This is a genomic window from Acidovorax sp. Q11 (assembly GCF_054950075.1).
The window spans coordinates 1-15,466 of sequence record NZ_JBUDZG010000037.1; the positions used below are offsets into that span (position 1 = coordinate 1).

Annotated in this window: 15 protein-coding genes; 9 read left to right on the plus strand and 6 right to left on the minus strand. The window is 64.7% G+C overall.

The window, feature by feature from the left end; translation table 11 throughout:
• Positions 1-148: 148 nt before the first annotated feature.
• The 3 genes from ACYZGB_RS20310 to maiA are packed head-to-tail and all read left to right on the plus strand — an operon-like array spanning position 149 to position 2,664.
• Positions 149-931, plus strand: coding sequence for a cupin domain-containing protein (locus ACYZGB_RS20310; RefSeq protein ID WP_462390649.1), 783 nt, complete (start codon positions 149-151; stop codon positions 929-931).
• A gap of 54 nt (positions 932-985) precedes the next feature.
• Entirely contained in the window at positions 986-1,987 is a 1,002-nt protein-coding gene (locus tag ACYZGB_RS20315) for a Bug family tripartite tricarboxylate transporter substrate binding protein (protein WP_462390650.1), read from the plus strand.
• 38 nt (positions 1,988-2,025) lie between these two features.
• Positions 2,026-2,664: a maleylacetoacetate isomerase gene (gene maiA / locus ACYZGB_RS20320; RefSeq protein ID WP_462390651.1), complete on the plus strand. Its 639-nt coding sequence runs from the start codon at positions 2,026-2,028 to the stop codon at positions 2,662-2,664.
• A 184-nt stretch (positions 2,665-2,848) separates the two neighbouring features.
• Here the strand turns inward: maiA and ACYZGB_RS20325 are convergent, their stop codons facing one another.
• Entirely contained in the window at positions 2,849-3,835 is a 987-nt protein-coding gene (locus ACYZGB_RS20325) for a 2Fe-2S iron-sulfur cluster-binding protein (protein WP_462390652.1), read from the minus strand.
• Between the two features lie 109 nt (positions 3,836-3,944).
• On the opposite strand from ACYZGB_RS20325, the gene ACYZGB_RS20330 reads away from it, so the two are divergent.
• Positions 3,945-4,874, plus strand: a complete 930-nt coding sequence (locus ACYZGB_RS20330; RefSeq protein ID WP_462390653.1) for a LysR family transcriptional regulator — start codon at positions 3,945-3,947, stop codon at positions 4,872-4,874.
• Between the two features lie 197 nt (positions 4,875-5,071).
• Here ACYZGB_RS20330 and ACYZGB_RS20335 read toward each other — a convergent pair whose 3' ends face one another.
• Together ACYZGB_RS20335 and ppsR are read right to left on the minus strand one after the other, a co-directional pair.
• The gene (locus tag ACYZGB_RS20335; protein ID WP_462390654.1) at positions 5,072-5,569 is read right to left on the minus strand and encodes a hypothetical protein; all 498 of its coding nucleotides are present in this window, start codon (positions 5,567-5,569) and stop codon (positions 5,072-5,074) included.
• A 146-nt stretch (positions 5,570-5,715) separates the two neighbouring features.
• Positions 5,716-6,537, minus strand: coding sequence for a posphoenolpyruvate synthetase regulatory kinase/phosphorylase PpsR (ppsR, locus tag ACYZGB_RS20340; protein ID WP_094291799.1), 822 nt, complete (start codon positions 6,535-6,537; stop codon positions 5,716-5,718).
• 264 nt (positions 6,538-6,801) lie between these two features.
• Here ppsR and ppsA point away from each other — a divergent pair, with 264 nt between their 5' ends.
• The 4 genes from ppsA to ACYZGB_RS20360 all read left to right on the plus strand — a co-directional run bounded on the left by ppsA (position 6,802) and on the right by ACYZGB_RS20360 (position 12,343).
• Entirely contained in the window at positions 6,802-9,192 is a 2,391-nt protein-coding gene (gene ppsA / locus ACYZGB_RS20345) for a phosphoenolpyruvate synthase (protein ID WP_462390655.1), read from the plus strand.
• 57 nt (positions 9,193-9,249) lie between these two features.
• The gene (locus ACYZGB_RS20350) at positions 9,250-9,600 is read left to right on the plus strand and encodes a DUF4212 domain-containing protein (RefSeq protein WP_462390656.1); all 351 of its coding nucleotides are present in this window, start codon (positions 9,250-9,252) and stop codon (positions 9,598-9,600) included.
• Positions 9,593-11,692, plus strand: coding sequence for a VC_2705 family sodium/solute symporter (locus ACYZGB_RS20355; protein WP_462390657.1), 2,100 nt, complete (start codon positions 9,593-9,595; stop codon positions 11,690-11,692). The genes ACYZGB_RS20350 and ACYZGB_RS20355 overlap by 8 nt, the downstream gene beginning before the upstream one ends.
• Before the next feature lie 132 nt (positions 11,693-11,824).
• On the plus strand, positions 11,825-12,343 hold the full coding sequence (locus ACYZGB_RS20360) for a hypothetical protein (RefSeq protein WP_462390658.1): 519 nt from the start codon (positions 11,825-11,827) through the stop codon (positions 12,341-12,343).
• 119 nt (positions 12,344-12,462) lie between these two features.
• Here ACYZGB_RS20360 and ACYZGB_RS20365 read toward each other — a convergent pair whose 3' ends face one another.
• From ACYZGB_RS20365 to ACYZGB_RS20375, 3 genes are all read right to left on the minus strand, one after another.
• Entirely contained in the window at positions 12,463-12,822 is a 360-nt protein-coding gene (locus ACYZGB_RS20365) for an FKBP-type peptidyl-prolyl cis-trans isomerase (RefSeq protein WP_055398683.1), read from the minus strand.
• A gap of 125 nt (positions 12,823-12,947) precedes the next feature.
• Positions 12,948-13,256: a winged helix-turn-helix transcriptional regulator gene (locus tag ACYZGB_RS20370; protein WP_063462008.1), complete on the minus strand. Its 309-nt coding sequence runs from the start codon at positions 13,254-13,256 to the stop codon at positions 12,948-12,950.
• Between the two features lie 192 nt (positions 13,257-13,448).
• Positions 13,449-14,363 (minus strand): LysR family transcriptional regulator, encoded by a 915-nt coding sequence (locus ACYZGB_RS20375; protein ID WP_462390660.1) that lies wholly within the window; start codon positions 14,361-14,363, stop codon positions 13,449-13,451.
• 124 nt (positions 14,364-14,487) lie between these two features.
• Between ACYZGB_RS20375 and ACYZGB_RS20380 the strand changes: the two genes are divergently transcribed.
• Entirely contained in the window at positions 14,488-15,453 is a 966-nt protein-coding gene (locus ACYZGB_RS20380) for a hydroxymethylglutaryl-CoA lyase (RefSeq protein WP_462390685.1), read from the plus strand.
• The last annotated feature ends 13 nt before the right edge of the window (positions 15,454-15,466 follow it).

Sequence of the window (15,466 nt, forward strand, 5' to 3'; positions counted from 1 at the left end):
TCATGTCCATGGTGATCACTCCTCGAACCCCACTGCTTAAATAAACAGCAGGGTAGGTTGAACACCTGGCTCATTTTTACTTCGGCCCTACCTAGAAAACTGGCTCAGTTTCCGGTCGGCGCCAACATGGGCCGCCATCCAGTACCTGATGCCCGGCGAAGACGCGCCCGAGCACCGGCACACGCAGCACGCGTTTCGCTTTGTGGTGGAAGGCGAGGGCGTGTGGACTGTGGTGAATGGCGATGCCGTGCGCATGTCGCGGGGCGACTTTCTGCCCCAGGCCGGCTGGAACTGGCATGCCCACCACAACGCTGCTACAGAGCCCATGGCCTGGATCGACGGCCTGGACATTCCGTTCTCGTACTACACCGAGAGCCAGTTTTTTGAAGTGGGGCGCGAGAAGCTTCCGCCCGCTGAGCGCACCACCGCCGAGCGTTCTTATTCCGAAAGGCTATGGGGCCACCCGGGCCTGCGCCCGGTATCGATGTTGCAGGCGCAGCCCGCCACGCCCTTGCTGGCCTACCGCTGGGTGGATACCGACCGCGCGCTGGCCGATCAGCTGGCGCTGGAAGACGAAGGCCAGGCAGGCACGCTGAGCCCCGGGCACGCGGCTGTGCGCTTTACCAACCCCACCACCGGCGCCGATGTGCTGCCCACGATGCGGACCGAAATGCACCGCGTGCGCGCGGGCGGCGCGACGCGGGTGCACCGCGAGGTGGGTTCGTCCGTGTTCCAGGTGTTTGACGGCAGCGGCACCGTTACGGTGGGTGAGCGCACCTGGCAGGTGGCGCGGGGCGACTTGTTTGTGGTGCCGTCGTGGCAACCGTTCTCGGCCCAGGCATCGGCCGCTGGCGCACTCGACCTGTTCCGCTTCAGCGACGCGCCGATTTTTGAGGCGCTGCACAGCCACCGTGCGCAAGTCACTGTTTGATCCATCACTCACCAGCCGGATTCGGCTTTCATAGAACCAAGGAGACACACCCCCATGCGGACCGCCATTCGTTCACAGATTTTTAGACCCGCTCTGGCGCTTTGCGCGCTGGCCCTTGTGGCCGCCGCGAGCGTGCCCCATGCCGTGGCGCAGACCTTCCCCGCCAAACCCGTTCGCTCCGTCGCGCCGTATTCGCCCGGCAGCGGCCCCGATGCGGTGATGCGCATCCTGAGCGAGCGGCTGTCGCGCAATTGGGGGCAGCAACTCGTCATTGACAACAAGCCGGGTGCCAACGGTTTCATCGCCATCGGCGATGCCAAGCGCGCTGCGCCAGATGGCTACACGCTGCTGCAGGTGGACAACACGCACATGGCCCTGCAGCCGCATGTGTTCAAGCAACTGCCCTATGACCCGATCAAAGATTTCGAGCCAGTCGCTCCGGCGTATTTCACGAACTTCTTTGTGGTGGTGGCGGCTAACTCGCCCTGGAAGGATGTGGGCGATCTGATCAAGGCGGCCAAGGCGGCGCCAGGCGACATCACCTACGGCTCCTGGGGCATCGGCAGCGTGGCCCATGTGGGCGCGGCGAGTCTGGAGGCAGCAACGGGCACGAAGATGATGCATGTGCCGTACAAGGACATGGGCAGCGTCTACACCTCTGTGGCCACGGGCGATATCAAGTGGGCGTTTGGCACGGCGGCGACGGCCGGGCCGATGTTCCAGGCCAAGAAGGTGAAGTTTCTGGCCCTGGCTGCGCCCCAGCGTCTGGCGGGCTTCACCGACATTCCAACCATGGGCGAAGCGGGCGGCCCGTCCGGGTTTGAAGTGAAGACCTGGGTGGGCCTGTTCGCGCCTGCTGGCACGCCGAAGGCCGCCATCGAGAAGATCAATGCCGACGTGGGCAAGGTGCTGGCCACTTCAGAGGTCAAGGAGCGCCTGGCGACCTTCGGGTTTGAGCCCTACATCGGCCCGCCCGCCGAACTCACCAAGGCCATTGAACGCGATTCGCGCACGTTTGGTGAAGTCGTCAAGCGCGCCAAGATTGCCCTGGACTGACACAGGGACTGACACAGGGACTGAAACAGAGACTGAGCATGAAACTCTATTCCTTCTTCCGCAGCGGAACCTCCCACCGCTTGCGCATCGCGCTCAACCTCAAGGGGCTGGCCTACGAACAGATTGCGGTCGATTTGCGGCGCGAGGAACATCTGGGCGATGCCTTCAAGGCCATCAACCCGCAGCAGTTGGTGCCCGTGCTGGAGGCCGACGAGCGCCTGATGATCCAGTCGCCCGCCATCATCGAGTGGCTCGAAGAGCGCTATCCCACCCCACCGCTGCTGCCCGGCGATGCAGGCGATCGCGCCCAGGTGCGCGCCCTGGCCGCCATCGTGGGCTGCGACATCCACCCCATCAACAACCGCCGCATTCTGGAGGCACTGCGCCATCGCTTTGGTGCCGACGAGGCTGCTGTGAACGACTGGTGCGGCACCTGGATCAGCGCGGGCTTTGACGCCATCGAGGCGCTGCTGTCGAAGGACCCGCAGCGCGGTGATTTCTGCTTTGGCAGCACCTCCACGCTGGCCGATGTGTACCTGGTTCCGCAGGTGGAAAGCGCGCGCCGCTTCAAGGTGGACTTGTCGCGCTGGCCGCTAATCCAGGCAGTGGATGCTGCCTGCGCGCAGCTGGAAGCGTTTCGCAAGGCGGCGCCCAGCGCGCAGCCGGATGCGGGCTGAGCCTGTCGAAGCCCCTCGCGGCGCTTCGACCGCGCTGAGTGAGCGGTTCAAGTGGATTCAGACGACTCCAAGAACCTCATTCCGTTTCCAAATCATCCGTGTCTAGGCGCGAAGCCGCAGACAGTGCTGTAGCTGTAGCACGGCAAGGCGAAGCAACAACGACACGGATGATTTGGAGGCGGAATCAGTCGCCCTGCATGTAAAAAGCCTCGGCATGGAGGTGGGCCGCCTCCAGGCCTTTGCCCAGCGCCAGCAGTGTGGTGGTCTCCACCATCGGCGGCGAGCCACACAGATACGCCTGCCAGCCTTGCAGGCTCGCGTGGTCCTGCTCGATGGCCTGGGTCACCAGCCCGCGCCGCTGCGTGGCAGAGTCGGCGCCCGAGGCCACCACCACATGCACCTGCAGGGCCGGGTGCACGCTGCGCAAATGGTCCAGCCACGCCAGGCCATACAGCTCGCGCGGCGAGCGCAGGCCGAAGTACAGGTGAATGGGGTTGCGCATGCCCGCAGCCACCGCGCCGCGCACCACCGACAGCATCGACGCCAGCCCGGTGCCCCCGGCCACGCACAGCATGGGCCCCGTGTGCTGCTGGCGCAAATACGCTGCGCCCAGCGGCCCACTGACCTTGACCTTGTCCCCCACCTTGAGCTGCCCGGCGATGTAGCCGCTGACCCGGCCCTGGGGCATGAGTTGCACATGAAACTCCAGCAGCGGTTCGCCCGGCAGGTTTGCCATGGAGTAGGGGCGCACGTGCGTCGGCGCGAACCCCAACTGCACGTATTGGCCTGGTGAAAACGCAATCGGTTTTGCCACCTTGAGCAGCAGGCGCCGGATGTCTGCCGCCAGTGGCTCGATGGCCACCACGGTGGCCTTGGCCACGCGGGCGCGGTGCACCACGGCCTCTTCGGGGGCGGGCACTTCGATGGTGCAGGGCTCGGTCACATAGGTCTGGCAAGCCAGCACGGCGCCGTCCACGCCGTCCAGGGGGCGCTGCTGCTCGCGCCCGCCATCGAGCACCTCACCAGACAGCACCCGGCAGCGGCAGATGCCGCAGCGGCCCGACAAGCACGAATACGACATCGGAACCTGCGCCGCGCGCAGGGCGTCAAGCAGGTTCACGCCGGGCTCGGCGCGGATCACGCGGTTAAGCGGCTGAACGAGGATGTCCATGGCGGGCTGCGTTCGATTTCATCCAGCCCATTGTGCCAACGAAAGCGCCTGTGAATCACTGGCTGCAATACCATCGCCACTTCATATCACCCGAGCTGATGGAGTAGCGATGGAGCTATCGGATATCGACCTGAACCTGCTGGTGCTGTTTCAGCAACTCATGGTCGAGCGGCGCGTGTCGAAAGTGGCCGACAACCTGGGGCTGACGCAGCCTGCGGTCAGCAATGCGCTGGCCAAGCTGCGGCGCATTTTTGGCGACGAGCTGTTCTTGCGCACCTCGGGCGGCATGGTGCCCACGCCTTTTTCCGAGCAACTGGGCGAGTCCGTGGGGTATGCGCTGGGCATGATCCACAGCGGGCTGAACCAGCGCACACAGTTCACGCCCGCAACGCTCAAGCGCACCATCACCATCGGCATGACAGACATTGGCGAGATCGTTTTCCTACCTGCGCTGCTGGAGCGCCTGGGGCGGGAGGCGCCGGGCGTCACGCTGAACACCGTGCGCAACAACGCCGCCCATCTGCGCGAAGACATGGAGGCTGGCAAGGTGGACCTGGCGATCGGCCTGCTGCCGCAGCTGAAAGCCGGGTTCTTCCAGCGGCGGCTGTTTCGCCAGCGTTATGTGTGCCTGTTCCGAAAGGGCCACGCGCTGGACCGGCCCAAGCTGCTGTTGTCGGACTACAAAGCGGCAGAGCACCTGGTGATCGTGTCGGCGGGCACGGGGCACGGCAAGGTGGACGAGCTGATCCAGAAGGCCGGCATCGACCGCCTGGTGCGGCTGAGCGTGCCGCACTTTGTGAGCGTGGGCCACATCCTCCAAAGCACGGCGCTGGTGGCGACGGTGCCCGAGCGGCTGGCGCTCAAGTTGGTCGAACCCTTTGGCTTGGTGCTGCGCACGCACCCCGTCAAACTGCCTGACGCGCCCATCAGCGTGTTCTGGCACGCCAAGGTGCACCGCGAGCCGGTGAACCAATGGCTGCGCAGCATGGTGTTTGAATTGTTTGGGGGCGATGGCCCCGCTGGCGGTGGTTTGCCGTGATCGGTAGGCCGTGCCCACAGCGCATGCCGGGCTGAGCCACAGGCTCTGCCATGAAATGCTATGTTATTTATAGCTATTTGCGCTTGTCAGTCGAGCGGTAGGGCCGATTTCTAATAGGATTTTTCGCTCACCCCTTGAGCTTTTTAAGCCATTGGTTTGCAAGTAAGCAGATGCGGGCCCCGAAGACCGGCTGAAGGTCAGTCCTTGTAGGGCGACTTCCCGCTGCGGACACAGACCTCGAACTTCTCCTCATCAAAGTACCCGTCTTCTGCCAGCACCTCGCTGATGAGCACCTGCGCGACATCCTTGCCCCGGAAGTTGTCTGTCAGCTCGCCTTCGATGCCGCCATGGGCGACGACCTCGTTCATGAGAGAGAGCACCCTGGGGCAGATGATTCGGCCCTGAACCTCCACAGCGCAGCCGTATTCGGAAAAGAAGTCGCAGGTGATGTCGCCGCCGACCCGCAGCAGATAGTCGTTCGAGGTGTTGACGCACACCGATTGGGCGTGGAGGTCGCCGCCAACAATCACGTCAAAACTCATGCGGCCGATGTGCTCGCAGGTCAGGTTGCCGGTGACCACCAGCAGGCCCACGTCGTAGGGGTAGCCAATCTTGCGTGCGGACACGTTGCCGTCGATGACGGTGACCGGCGCAACCATCAACTCGTCCACCACCAGATCGCCTTGGTGAAACATCACACCCTCCTCCTCAAAGGCGTGGGCGGCGTCGAAAAAGGCGTTCTCCCGGATCAGTCGCGCTTGGCGTGTTGTCCAGGCATCGAATTCAGCGAATGAAATTCTGTTCATGCGAAGCGCAGCGTTGTGTGGAGGGCGGTTGCCGCTCAATACACCAGCTTCTCCGGCCGGATTTCCTGCAGGATGGTCGTCGCAATCTCTTCGATCGACTTGGTGGTGGTGGACAACCAGCGGATCCCCGCGCGGCGCATCATGGCCTCGGCTTCGGAGACTTCCATGCGGCAGTTTTCGATGCTGGCGTAGCGGGAGTTGGGGCGGCGCTCGGCGCGGATCTCGGCCAGGCGGTCGGGGCTGATGGTCAGGCCAAAGATCTTGCTGCGGAACGGCACCAGGGCCGGGGGCAGTTGGCGGCGCTCGAAATCCTCGGGGATCAGCGGGTAGTTGGCGGCTTTTAGGCCACATTGCATGGCCAGGTACAGGCTGGTAGGCGTTTTGCCGCTGCGGCTCACCCCCACCAGGATCACGTCGGCACCGGCCAGGTCGCGGTTGCTCTGGCCATCGTCGTGGGCCAGGCTGAAGTTGATGGCCTCGATGCGGTCGGTGTATTCCTTGCTGCGGCTCACGTCGCTGAAGCGACCCACGCGGTGGTGGGACTTGATGCCCAGTTCTTCTTCCAGCGGGTGGACGAAGGTGCCGAACATGTCCAGCAGCATGCCTTTGCAGCCTTCCTGGATGACCTTGAGCACCTCCATATTGACCAGGGTGGTGAAGACCACGGGCTTTTTGCCCTCGACCTCGCCGGTGTGGTTGATCTGCCGCACAGCCTGGTGGGCCTTGTCCACGGTGTCGATGAAGGGCAGGCGCACATGGCGCGGCTTCATTTCGAACTGGGCCAGGATGGCATTGCCGAAGGTTTCGGCGGTGATGCCGGTGCCGTCAGAGACAAAAAATACGGTGCGCGAGTGCATGGAGCCCCTTTTTTTGGATGCGGCTTGCGCCAGCAGGGTTGCCACCACAACGAAGTGGTGATGGCCCGATTTGCGTAAGTCGCGTGAAAGCGTCAGCCCGTTGCCAGATGCGCGGGCCTACAATTGTCACAATTATCTGATTCTCACCATGCACACCGTCGGCCTACAACCACAACGACAAAGCTGCAGCCTGTGCATGGCCGCTTGCCTGACGCCCGCCGAGGCCAGGCATGCAGACCCGGTTTCAACTTCTGGAGCTTTCCCATGTCTGCACTTTTCAGCCCGACCGCCCTGGTCGTACCGTTTGAAAACCTGAGAATGACCGATGTCGAGGCGGTAGGCGGTAAAAACGCCAGCCTCGGCGAGATGATCTCCCAGCTGCCGCAGGGCGTGCGCGTGCCCACGGGCTTTGCCACCACCGCCCACGCGTTCCGCGAATTCCTGGCCTATGACGGCCTGGCCGACAAGATCAGCGCCAAGCTCAAGAGCCTGGACACTGAAGACGTGCGTGCGCTTGCCGCCGTGGGCGCAGAAATCCGCGCCATGGTCGAGGCCCAGCCCTTCCCGGCCGACCTTCAAAAGGCGATTGCCGACGAATTTGCCAAGCTGAGCGCTGGCAACCCCGCTGCCTCTTTTGCTGTGCGCTCGTCCGCCACGGCCGAGGATCTGCCCGATGCATCGTTTGCAGGCCAGCAGGAAACCTTCCTGAACGTGGTGGGCATCGACGAAGTCATGCACAAGATGAAGGAAGTGTTCGCGTCGCTGTACAACGACCGCGCCATCTCCTACCGTGTGCACAAGGGTTTCGAGCACGATGTGGTGGCCCTGTCGGCGGGTGTGCAGCGCATGGTGCGCTCTGACATGGGCGCGGCCGGCGTGATGTTCACCATCGACACCGAATCCGGGTTTGAAGACGTGGTGTTCATCACCAGCAGCTACGGCCTGGGCGAGACGGTGGTGCAGGGCGCCGTGAACCCCGATGAGTTCTACGTGCACAAGCCCATGCTCCAGGCGGGCAAAAAGGCGCTGATCCGCCGCAACCTGGGCAGCAAGCTGATCCAGATGGTGTTCTCCACGCCTGAGGAAAAAGCTGCCAGTGGCAAGCTGGTCAAGACGGTGGACGTGCCCACTGAACAGCGCAACCGCTACTCGCTGACCGATGCCGACGTGGAGCAGCTGGCGCGCTATGCCCTGGTGATCGAGCAGCACTACGCCCGCCCCATGGACATTGAGTGGGGCAAGGACGGCACCGACGGCCAGCTCTACATCCTGCAGGCCCGCCCTGAAACCGTGAAGAGCCAGGCCAAGGGCCAGGCCGAGCTGCGCTACAAGCTCAAGGGCCATGGCACCGTGCTGGCCGAGGGCCGCGCCATTGGCCAGAAGATTGGCACCGGCCCCGTGCGCCTGGTGCACAACATTTCCGAAATGGACAAGGTCCAGCCCGGCGATGTGCTCGTGACCGACATGACCGACCCCAATTGGGAACCCGTGATGAAGCGCGCCAGCGCCATCGTCACCAACCGAGGCGGCCGCACCTGCCACGCCGCCATCATTGCGCGCGAGCTGGGCATCCCGGCCGTCGTGGGCTGTGGCGACGCGACCGAGCGGCTGAAGGACGGCACGCTGGTCACGGTGAGCTGCTCCGAGGGCGACACGGGCAAGATCTATGACGGCCTGCTCGAAACCGAAGTCACCGAAGTGCAGCGCGGCGCGATGCCCCCCATCAAGACCAAGATCATGATGAACGTGGGCAACCCCCAGCTGGCGTTTGACTTTGCCCAGCTGCCCAACGAGGGTGTGGGCCTGGCGCGCCTGGAGTTCATCATCAACAACAACATCGGTGTGCACCCCAAGGCGATCCTGGACTACCCCCAAATCGATGCCGACCTGAAGAAGGCTGTGGAATCCGTGGCCCGTGGCCATGCATCGCCCCGCGCGTTCTACGTGGACAAGGTGGCAGAAGGCGTGGCCACCATTGCCGCCGCCTTCTGGCCCAAGCCCGTCATCGTGCGCCTGTCGGACTTCAAGTCCAACGAGTACCGCAAGCTCATCGGCGGCAGCCGCTACGAGCCCGAGGAAGAAAACCCGATGCTGGGCTTCCGGGGTGCGGCGCGTTACATCAGCGAAGACTTTGGCGAGGCGTTTGCCATGGAATGCGACGCCTTGAAGCGCGTGCGCAATGACATGGGCCTGACCAACGTGCAGGTGATGGTGCCTTTTGTGCGCACGCTGGGCCAGGCCGAGCGCGTGACCAAACTGCTCGCATCGCACGGCCTGCAGCGTGGCAAGGACGACCTCAAGGTCATCATGATGTGCGAAGTGCCAAGCAATGCCATCCTGGCAGAGCGCTTCCTGGAGTTCTTCGACGGCTTCTCCATCGGCTCCAACGACCTGACCCAGCTCACGCTGGGCCTGGACCGCGACTCGGGCCTGGAGCTGCTGGCGCAGGACTTCGACGAGCGCGACCCCGCTGTCGAGGCACTGATCCACCAGGCCATCAAGGCCTGTCTGGCGCAGGGTAAATACATCGGCATCTGCGGCCAGGGCCCCAGCGACCACCCCGACTTCGCGCAGTGGCTGGCCAAGGAAGGCATCTCGTCGATCTCGCTCAACCCCGACAGCGTGATTGCCACCTGGCAGCAACTGGCCCGCTGACCCCCGGGGCTGCTGCACCGCCATGGGCCATCAGCACCACCTGCCACTGTGTTTGTGATGCCCCCGCAGCAGCCCAGCCCCCGCCCCTCTGAGCCAGAGATGGCGGGGCCTTTTCCGCCCGATCTGCATGATGTGCGCCATCTCTGGCTCAAAGCGGCCCTGTTGCTGTTGTGGGCCATGGTGTCGTTTGGTGCCACCTATTTCGCCCGGGATCTGCAGGCACTGGTGATCGGTGGCTGGCCGCTGGGCTACTGGGTCGCGGCTCAGGGGGCCGTGCTGGTGTTCATCGGCATCGTGGTGGTGTATGGCTGGGCCATGAACCGCCTGGAGCGCAGCGATGGGCAGGCATCACAGCTGTCTTCGTCGGCGCCGGCTGGCAACTCGGCAGAAGATCATCCCCATGGCTGAGCGCAAGCCGGGCCGTGTGGACAGTGACCGCGCCTACCTGTGGCGGCTGCACCGCATTCTGGCGCTGTATGTGGTGGGGGTGCTGGGGTTTCTGGCCTTGATGACCTGGGCGGAGCGCCAGGGCCTGTCGCGCCACTGGATCGGCCCGATCTTTTTGTTTCTCACGGTGATGGTCTACGCCGGCATCGGCGTGTATGGCCGCACCACAGACCCCGAGGACTACTACGTGGCCGGGCGGCGCATTCCGCCCATGTACAACGGCATGGCCACGGCGGCCGACTGGATGAGCGCGGCTTCGTTCATCAGCCTGTCGGGCGCGTTGTATCTGCAGGGTTTTTCGGGCACGCCCGGGCAGGCCGGTGGCCTTGCTTACCTGCTGGGGTGGACGGGTGGCTTCTGCCTGGTCGCCATGCTGATTGCGCCGCACCTGCGGGCCATGGGCCTGTACACCGTGCCCGATTTCTTCCACGTGCGTTTTGGTGGCCGCTGGCCGCGTGTGATTGCCGCGCTGGCGGCGGTGCTCTGCTCCTTCACCTATGTGGTGGCGCAGATCTACGGCGTGGGGCTGATCGCTTCGCGCCTCACGGGCGTGCAGTTCGAGATCGGCATCATGCTCGGCCTGGGGGGGGTGCTGCTGTGCTCGTTTCTGGGTGGTATGCGCGCCATCACTTGGACACAGGTGGCGCAGTACGTGGTGCTGCTGCTGGCGTTCATGATCCCCGTGTCGTGGCTGGCCTACAAGCAGCTGGGCAACCCGCTGGCGCCGCTGGTCTACGGGGCGCAGATTGGCAAGATCGCCGATCTGGAGGCGCAGTTGCTGGACTCCCCGGCCGAGCACCAGGTGGTGCAGGCCTATCTGCAGCGTGCCAAGGATTTCGAGGCCCGCCTGCAGAATGTGGAAGCCTCGCTGGCGCACGAGCGTGAGAAAGGGCGCGAGCGCATCCGCGCGCTGCGCGCGCAGAACGCCGATGTGGGCCTGATCGTGGCAGCCAGCCGCGAGCTGGCGGCTTTGCCGCGCGATGCCGCCGCCGCGCGCGAGCGCTGGACCCGCGAAATGCGCGAAAACTACGAGCGCGCACGCCCCCTGGGCGGGCTGCCGCCCCACAGCCAGGCCTATGTGGGCGACCCCGATGGCACGCCTGAAGAGCAGCGTGACTATGAGCTGACGCGCCGCAATTTTCTGGCACTCATGTTCTGCCTGATGGTGGGCACGGCGGGCTTGCCGCACCTGCTCACCCGTTTCTACACCTCGCCTTCGGTGTCGGCGGCGCGTGCGTCGGTGGGGTGGTCGCTGTTTTTTATTGCGCTGCTGTACCTCAGCGCACCAGCGCTGGCGGTGCTGGTCAAGTTTGAGGTGATGCAGAACCTGGTGGGCAGCAGTTTCGAAGCACTGCCCAACTGGATGGCCCAGTGGGCGCGGGTGGACAGTTCGCTGCTGTCGGTGGAAGACGTGAACAGCGATGGCCTGATTCAGTTTGGCGAGATTCGGCTGGGGGCCGACCTCATCATGCTGGCCACGCCCGAATTGGGCGGCCTGCCGTATGTGGTGTCGGGCCTGGTGGCGGCGGGCGGGCTGGCGGCGGCGCTCTCGACGGCCGATGGCTTGCTGCTCACCATCAGCAATGCGCTGGTGCGGGACCTGTACTTTCAGGACTCGCAGCGCAAGGCCTCGCCAGAGCAACGGGTGATCCTGAGCAAGTTTGCGCTGCTGGCGGTGGCCCTGTCGGCAGCTTTTGTGGCTGCGCTCAAGCCTTCCGAGATCCTGCCCATGGTGTCGGCATCTTTCTCGCTGGCTGCATCGGCCTTTGTGCCTGCCATGGTGCTGGGCATTTTTTGGCGGGGCACCACGCGGCAGGGGGCGGTGACAGGCATGCTCACCGGGCTGGGCATCGCGGTGTACTACATGCTGTCCCATGTGCCTGCCGTGCAGAGTGTGCTGCCCCGCTGGCTGCTGGCCGACGGGCTCTGGTTTGGCATCCAGCCCATCTCTGCCGGCGTGTTCGGCGTGCCCTGCGGTCTGCTGGTCACGGTGGTCCTGAGCTGGATCACGCGCCCGGCCCCGGCGTTGCCGCGCATTCGTTCGGAAATGTAGGTGCGGCCCGGCAGGGGGCGGGTGTGTTTATGTGTAAACCCCGATTTCCATGGGTGTCAAAACATGGGATTCTGGGCTGCAGGTGATGGTCCTTCCTTGGACGTCACAACCTTTGCTACAACTAGGAGGCGCATGGTTCTCGTCAAAACCCAGGCCGGGCAGGAGGCGCTCAAGGATCGCCGTGGCAGTTTGAGTTCGCGCCAGCGCTCGGCCTTCATTCTTTTTGACGGCAAGCGCACCACGGGGGAGGTTCTGGCGGCTACGGCAGCCATGGGCATTACGCAGGACGATGTCGAGACGATGATTGCGCAGGGGCTTCTGGCGCCCCTGTCTGGGCAGCATGCCCAGGCGACGTCGTCGGCAGCCAGCGTGGCGTCCTCAGCCGCCGTGGATGTGGAGGCGGCTGGCACCGATCTCGGAACCATCGCCTCGCCCGTGGAAGGCTCCGGGCGCTCGCCCAAGGAGCGTTACCAGGCGGCTTACCCCATTGCGACGGAGCTGACCGCAGGCCTGGGGTTGCGCGGGTTCCGCCTGAACCTGGCCGTGGAAGGGGCTGGCAGCTTTGACGATCTGGCTGCGCTCGCCCCCAAGATCCGCGAGGCGGTGGGCGACGACAAGTTCGAGCGGCTGGATCACGCGCTGTTTGATTGAACGCCCCGAGTCGCGGTGCCCGCTTTACCTGTCTCGACGGGCCGCGAGCAGCATTCTCCAGAAAGCAAGAAGCGGCCCGCAGGCCGCTTTGGTTTTTGAGTTGCCTGAGGGCACCGCAATCAGCGGCCCACTTTCAGCAGTTCCACATCGAACTTCAGCGTGGCGTTCGGGGGGATCACACCACCCGCGCCACGGGCGCCATAGCCCAGGGCGGCGGGGATGATCAGCGTGCGCTGGCCGCCGATCTTCATGCCTTGCACGCCTTCGTCCCAGCCCTTGATGACCATGCCGGCGCCCAGGGAGAACTCGAAGGGGTCATTGCGGTCGCGGCTGGAGTCGAACTTGGCGCCTTGTTCGCCGTTGTTGTAGAGCCAGCCGGTGTAGTGCACCGACACGTTCTGGCCCTTGGTGGCCTCGGCGCCTTCGCCCACGGTGGTGTCTTCGTACTGCAGGCCGGATGCGGTGGTGGTCAGTGCCATGCTGGAGGTTCCTTGGATGCTATTAAAAATATAGCTTCTAGCGCTTGCTCATCGAGCGCTAGAAGCTATCTGGAGTGCTATTTTAGCGAATGCCCCGGGTGCGGCCGGGGGCCAGGGCTGGGGGCTCAGGCCTTCTTGGCCCGGCCTGCCACCCAGCGGGTGGCGAAGGCCTGCACGTCCGACAGGCGCTTGAGCAGGTCGGCGCCCGAGGGGGTGACGGTGTAGCCGTCGCTGCCGTGGTCCACAAAACCGGCTTCGCGCAGCTCTTTGATGCGGGTGTTGAGCGTGTTGGGGGTGATACCGCCCACGCTGTCCTGCAGCAGGCGGAAGGTCTGGGGGTGGCCGTCCTTCAGGGCCCACAGCACGCGCAGCGCGTAACGGCATTCAAGCCGCTCGAACAGTTGGTTGATGGCGACATTTTCTTTGGAGCTCATGGACGCTTCTCCTCGCGCAAGTGTTGGATCTCGATTCGGATCGGGCGGCCGGTTGCCGGGCCCGTGATGTGCTGAAACTATAGCGCGGAACCCGTTTTGCTACAAGTTTGGTAGCTCGGAACGTACGTCACATATGCGCTGAAGGGGAAATTTGGGCTATTCGCCAACAAAATGTTGCGCACCGGCCACGGATCAGGGGGCCGGGAGCAGATGCCCCTGCCGTGCCAGATACCCCACCAGCAACTGTGCCGCTGGGGGCAGGGCGCTGGCGCTGCGGTAGCAGATGGCAAAGCGCCGCTGGGCCCAGGGGTCGCTCAGCGGGACGATGCGCACCGGGGCGGATTCGGCAAACGGCAGGGCCACCTCGCGTGGCACCACGCTGATGGCCAGGTTTGCGCGCACCACCCGCAGCGCCGCGTCGAAGTTGGACACCAGCACCCGGTGGGCCAGCAGTTTTCCCTCCACCGCAGCGGCGCGTGCCAGCAGCACCTGCACTGCGCTCAGGGCGGGCATGCTGACGAATTCATGCTCCAGCACATCGGCAAAACGTACGCTGTGCAACTGGGCCACGGGGTGTGACTGGTGGGCCACCACGGCCAGGTGGTCGCTGCGGTAGGGACTGGTTTCCAGGCCCGAGAGGTCGGCCGCGTCCCAGCAGATGCCGATGGAGGCGCTGCCGTCGCGGATGCCTTGCACCACGTCCGGGCTCACGCGCTCTTCCAGGCTGATCTGGATATCGCGGTGTGCGGGGTCTTGCAAGAAGGCCGCCACATCGTCGGCCAGCGATTCGGCCATGACGGACGCGGTGACCAGCATGCGCACATGGCCGCGCGTGCCGGTGGCGTAGGCCGCCATGTCGCGCTCGATCTGGCCCACGTTGGCCAGCATGGTGCGCGCATGCTCCAGCAGGGTTTCGCCCGCTGGGGTGGGCACCACGCCACGGCGTTTGCGCAGCAGCAGCGGCGTGCCCACGGTGTCTTCCAGCTGCGCCAGCCGCTTGCTGATGGCCGAGCCCACGATGGACTCCTGCTCGGCCACGCGTGCAATGCTGCGCTGCTCGCACACAGCGGCAAACAGGCGCAGGGTTTGCAGGTCCAGGTCGCGCATGGGCTTGTCTCCGGGTTTTGGCGTTCCTGTTTGGAATCATATGGCTTCCAAAATGTATTTTCTGATTCTTTTAGGAATTTCTAGAATCGACGGCAGAAAACTACCCGCCGGAGACAACACAGTGCTGACCCCCTCTACCGCTTCCACCACCCCGGTGCGTGCCACCGTCCGCGAAGTGGGCCTGCGTGACGGCCTGCAAAGCATTGCCACCGTGGTCTCCACCGCGCACAAGATCGAATGGCTCAACGCCGCATACGCCGTCGGCCAGCGCGAGATCGAGGTCGGCTCCTTTGTGCCCGCCCGCCTGCTGCCCCAGCTGGCCGACACGGCCGAGGTGCTGGCCCATGCCAAAACCCTGCCGGGCCTGGTGGCTTCGGTGCTGGTGCCCAACTTCAAGGGGGCAGAGCGTGCGCTGGAGTGTGGTGCGGACCTGATGGTGGTGCCCCTGTCCGCCAGCCACGCCCACAGCCTGGCCAACCTGCGCAAGACACCCGACGAGGTGGTGGCCGAGGTGGCCCGCATCCGTGCGCTGCGCGACGCCAGCGGCAGCCGCACGCTGATCGAAGGCGGCGTGGGCACGGCCTTTGGCTGCACCCTGCAGGGAGAGGTCGCTGAAAGCGAAGTCCTTCGCCTGATGGTAGCCCTGTTAGATGCCGGGGCCGATCGCGTGAGCCTGGCCGACACCGTGGGCTATGCCGACCCTGCCGCCGTGGCCCGCCTGTTTGAAAAAGCGCGGGCCCTGGTGGGGGACCGCCTGTGCTGTGCCCACTTCCACGACACGCGTGGCATGGGCCTGGCCAATGTGTATGCAGCCTGGCAGGCAGGCATCACCCGCTTTGACGCCTGCCTGGCCGGCATTGGCGGCTGCCCGCACGCGCCGGGCGCCAGCGGCAACGTCACCACCGAAGACCTGGTGTTCATGCTGGAGCGCATGGGCATCGCCACTGGCATCGAGGTGACCGCGCTGCTCGCGCTGCGCCAGCGCGTGGCGGGCTGGCTGGCGGGCGAGACCCTGCATGGCACGCTGTGGCAGGCGGGGCTGCCGCAGAATGCCGCACCCGCCGCGCGGCGCGAAGCCGCAACGGCCTGATCTTCTTATCCCT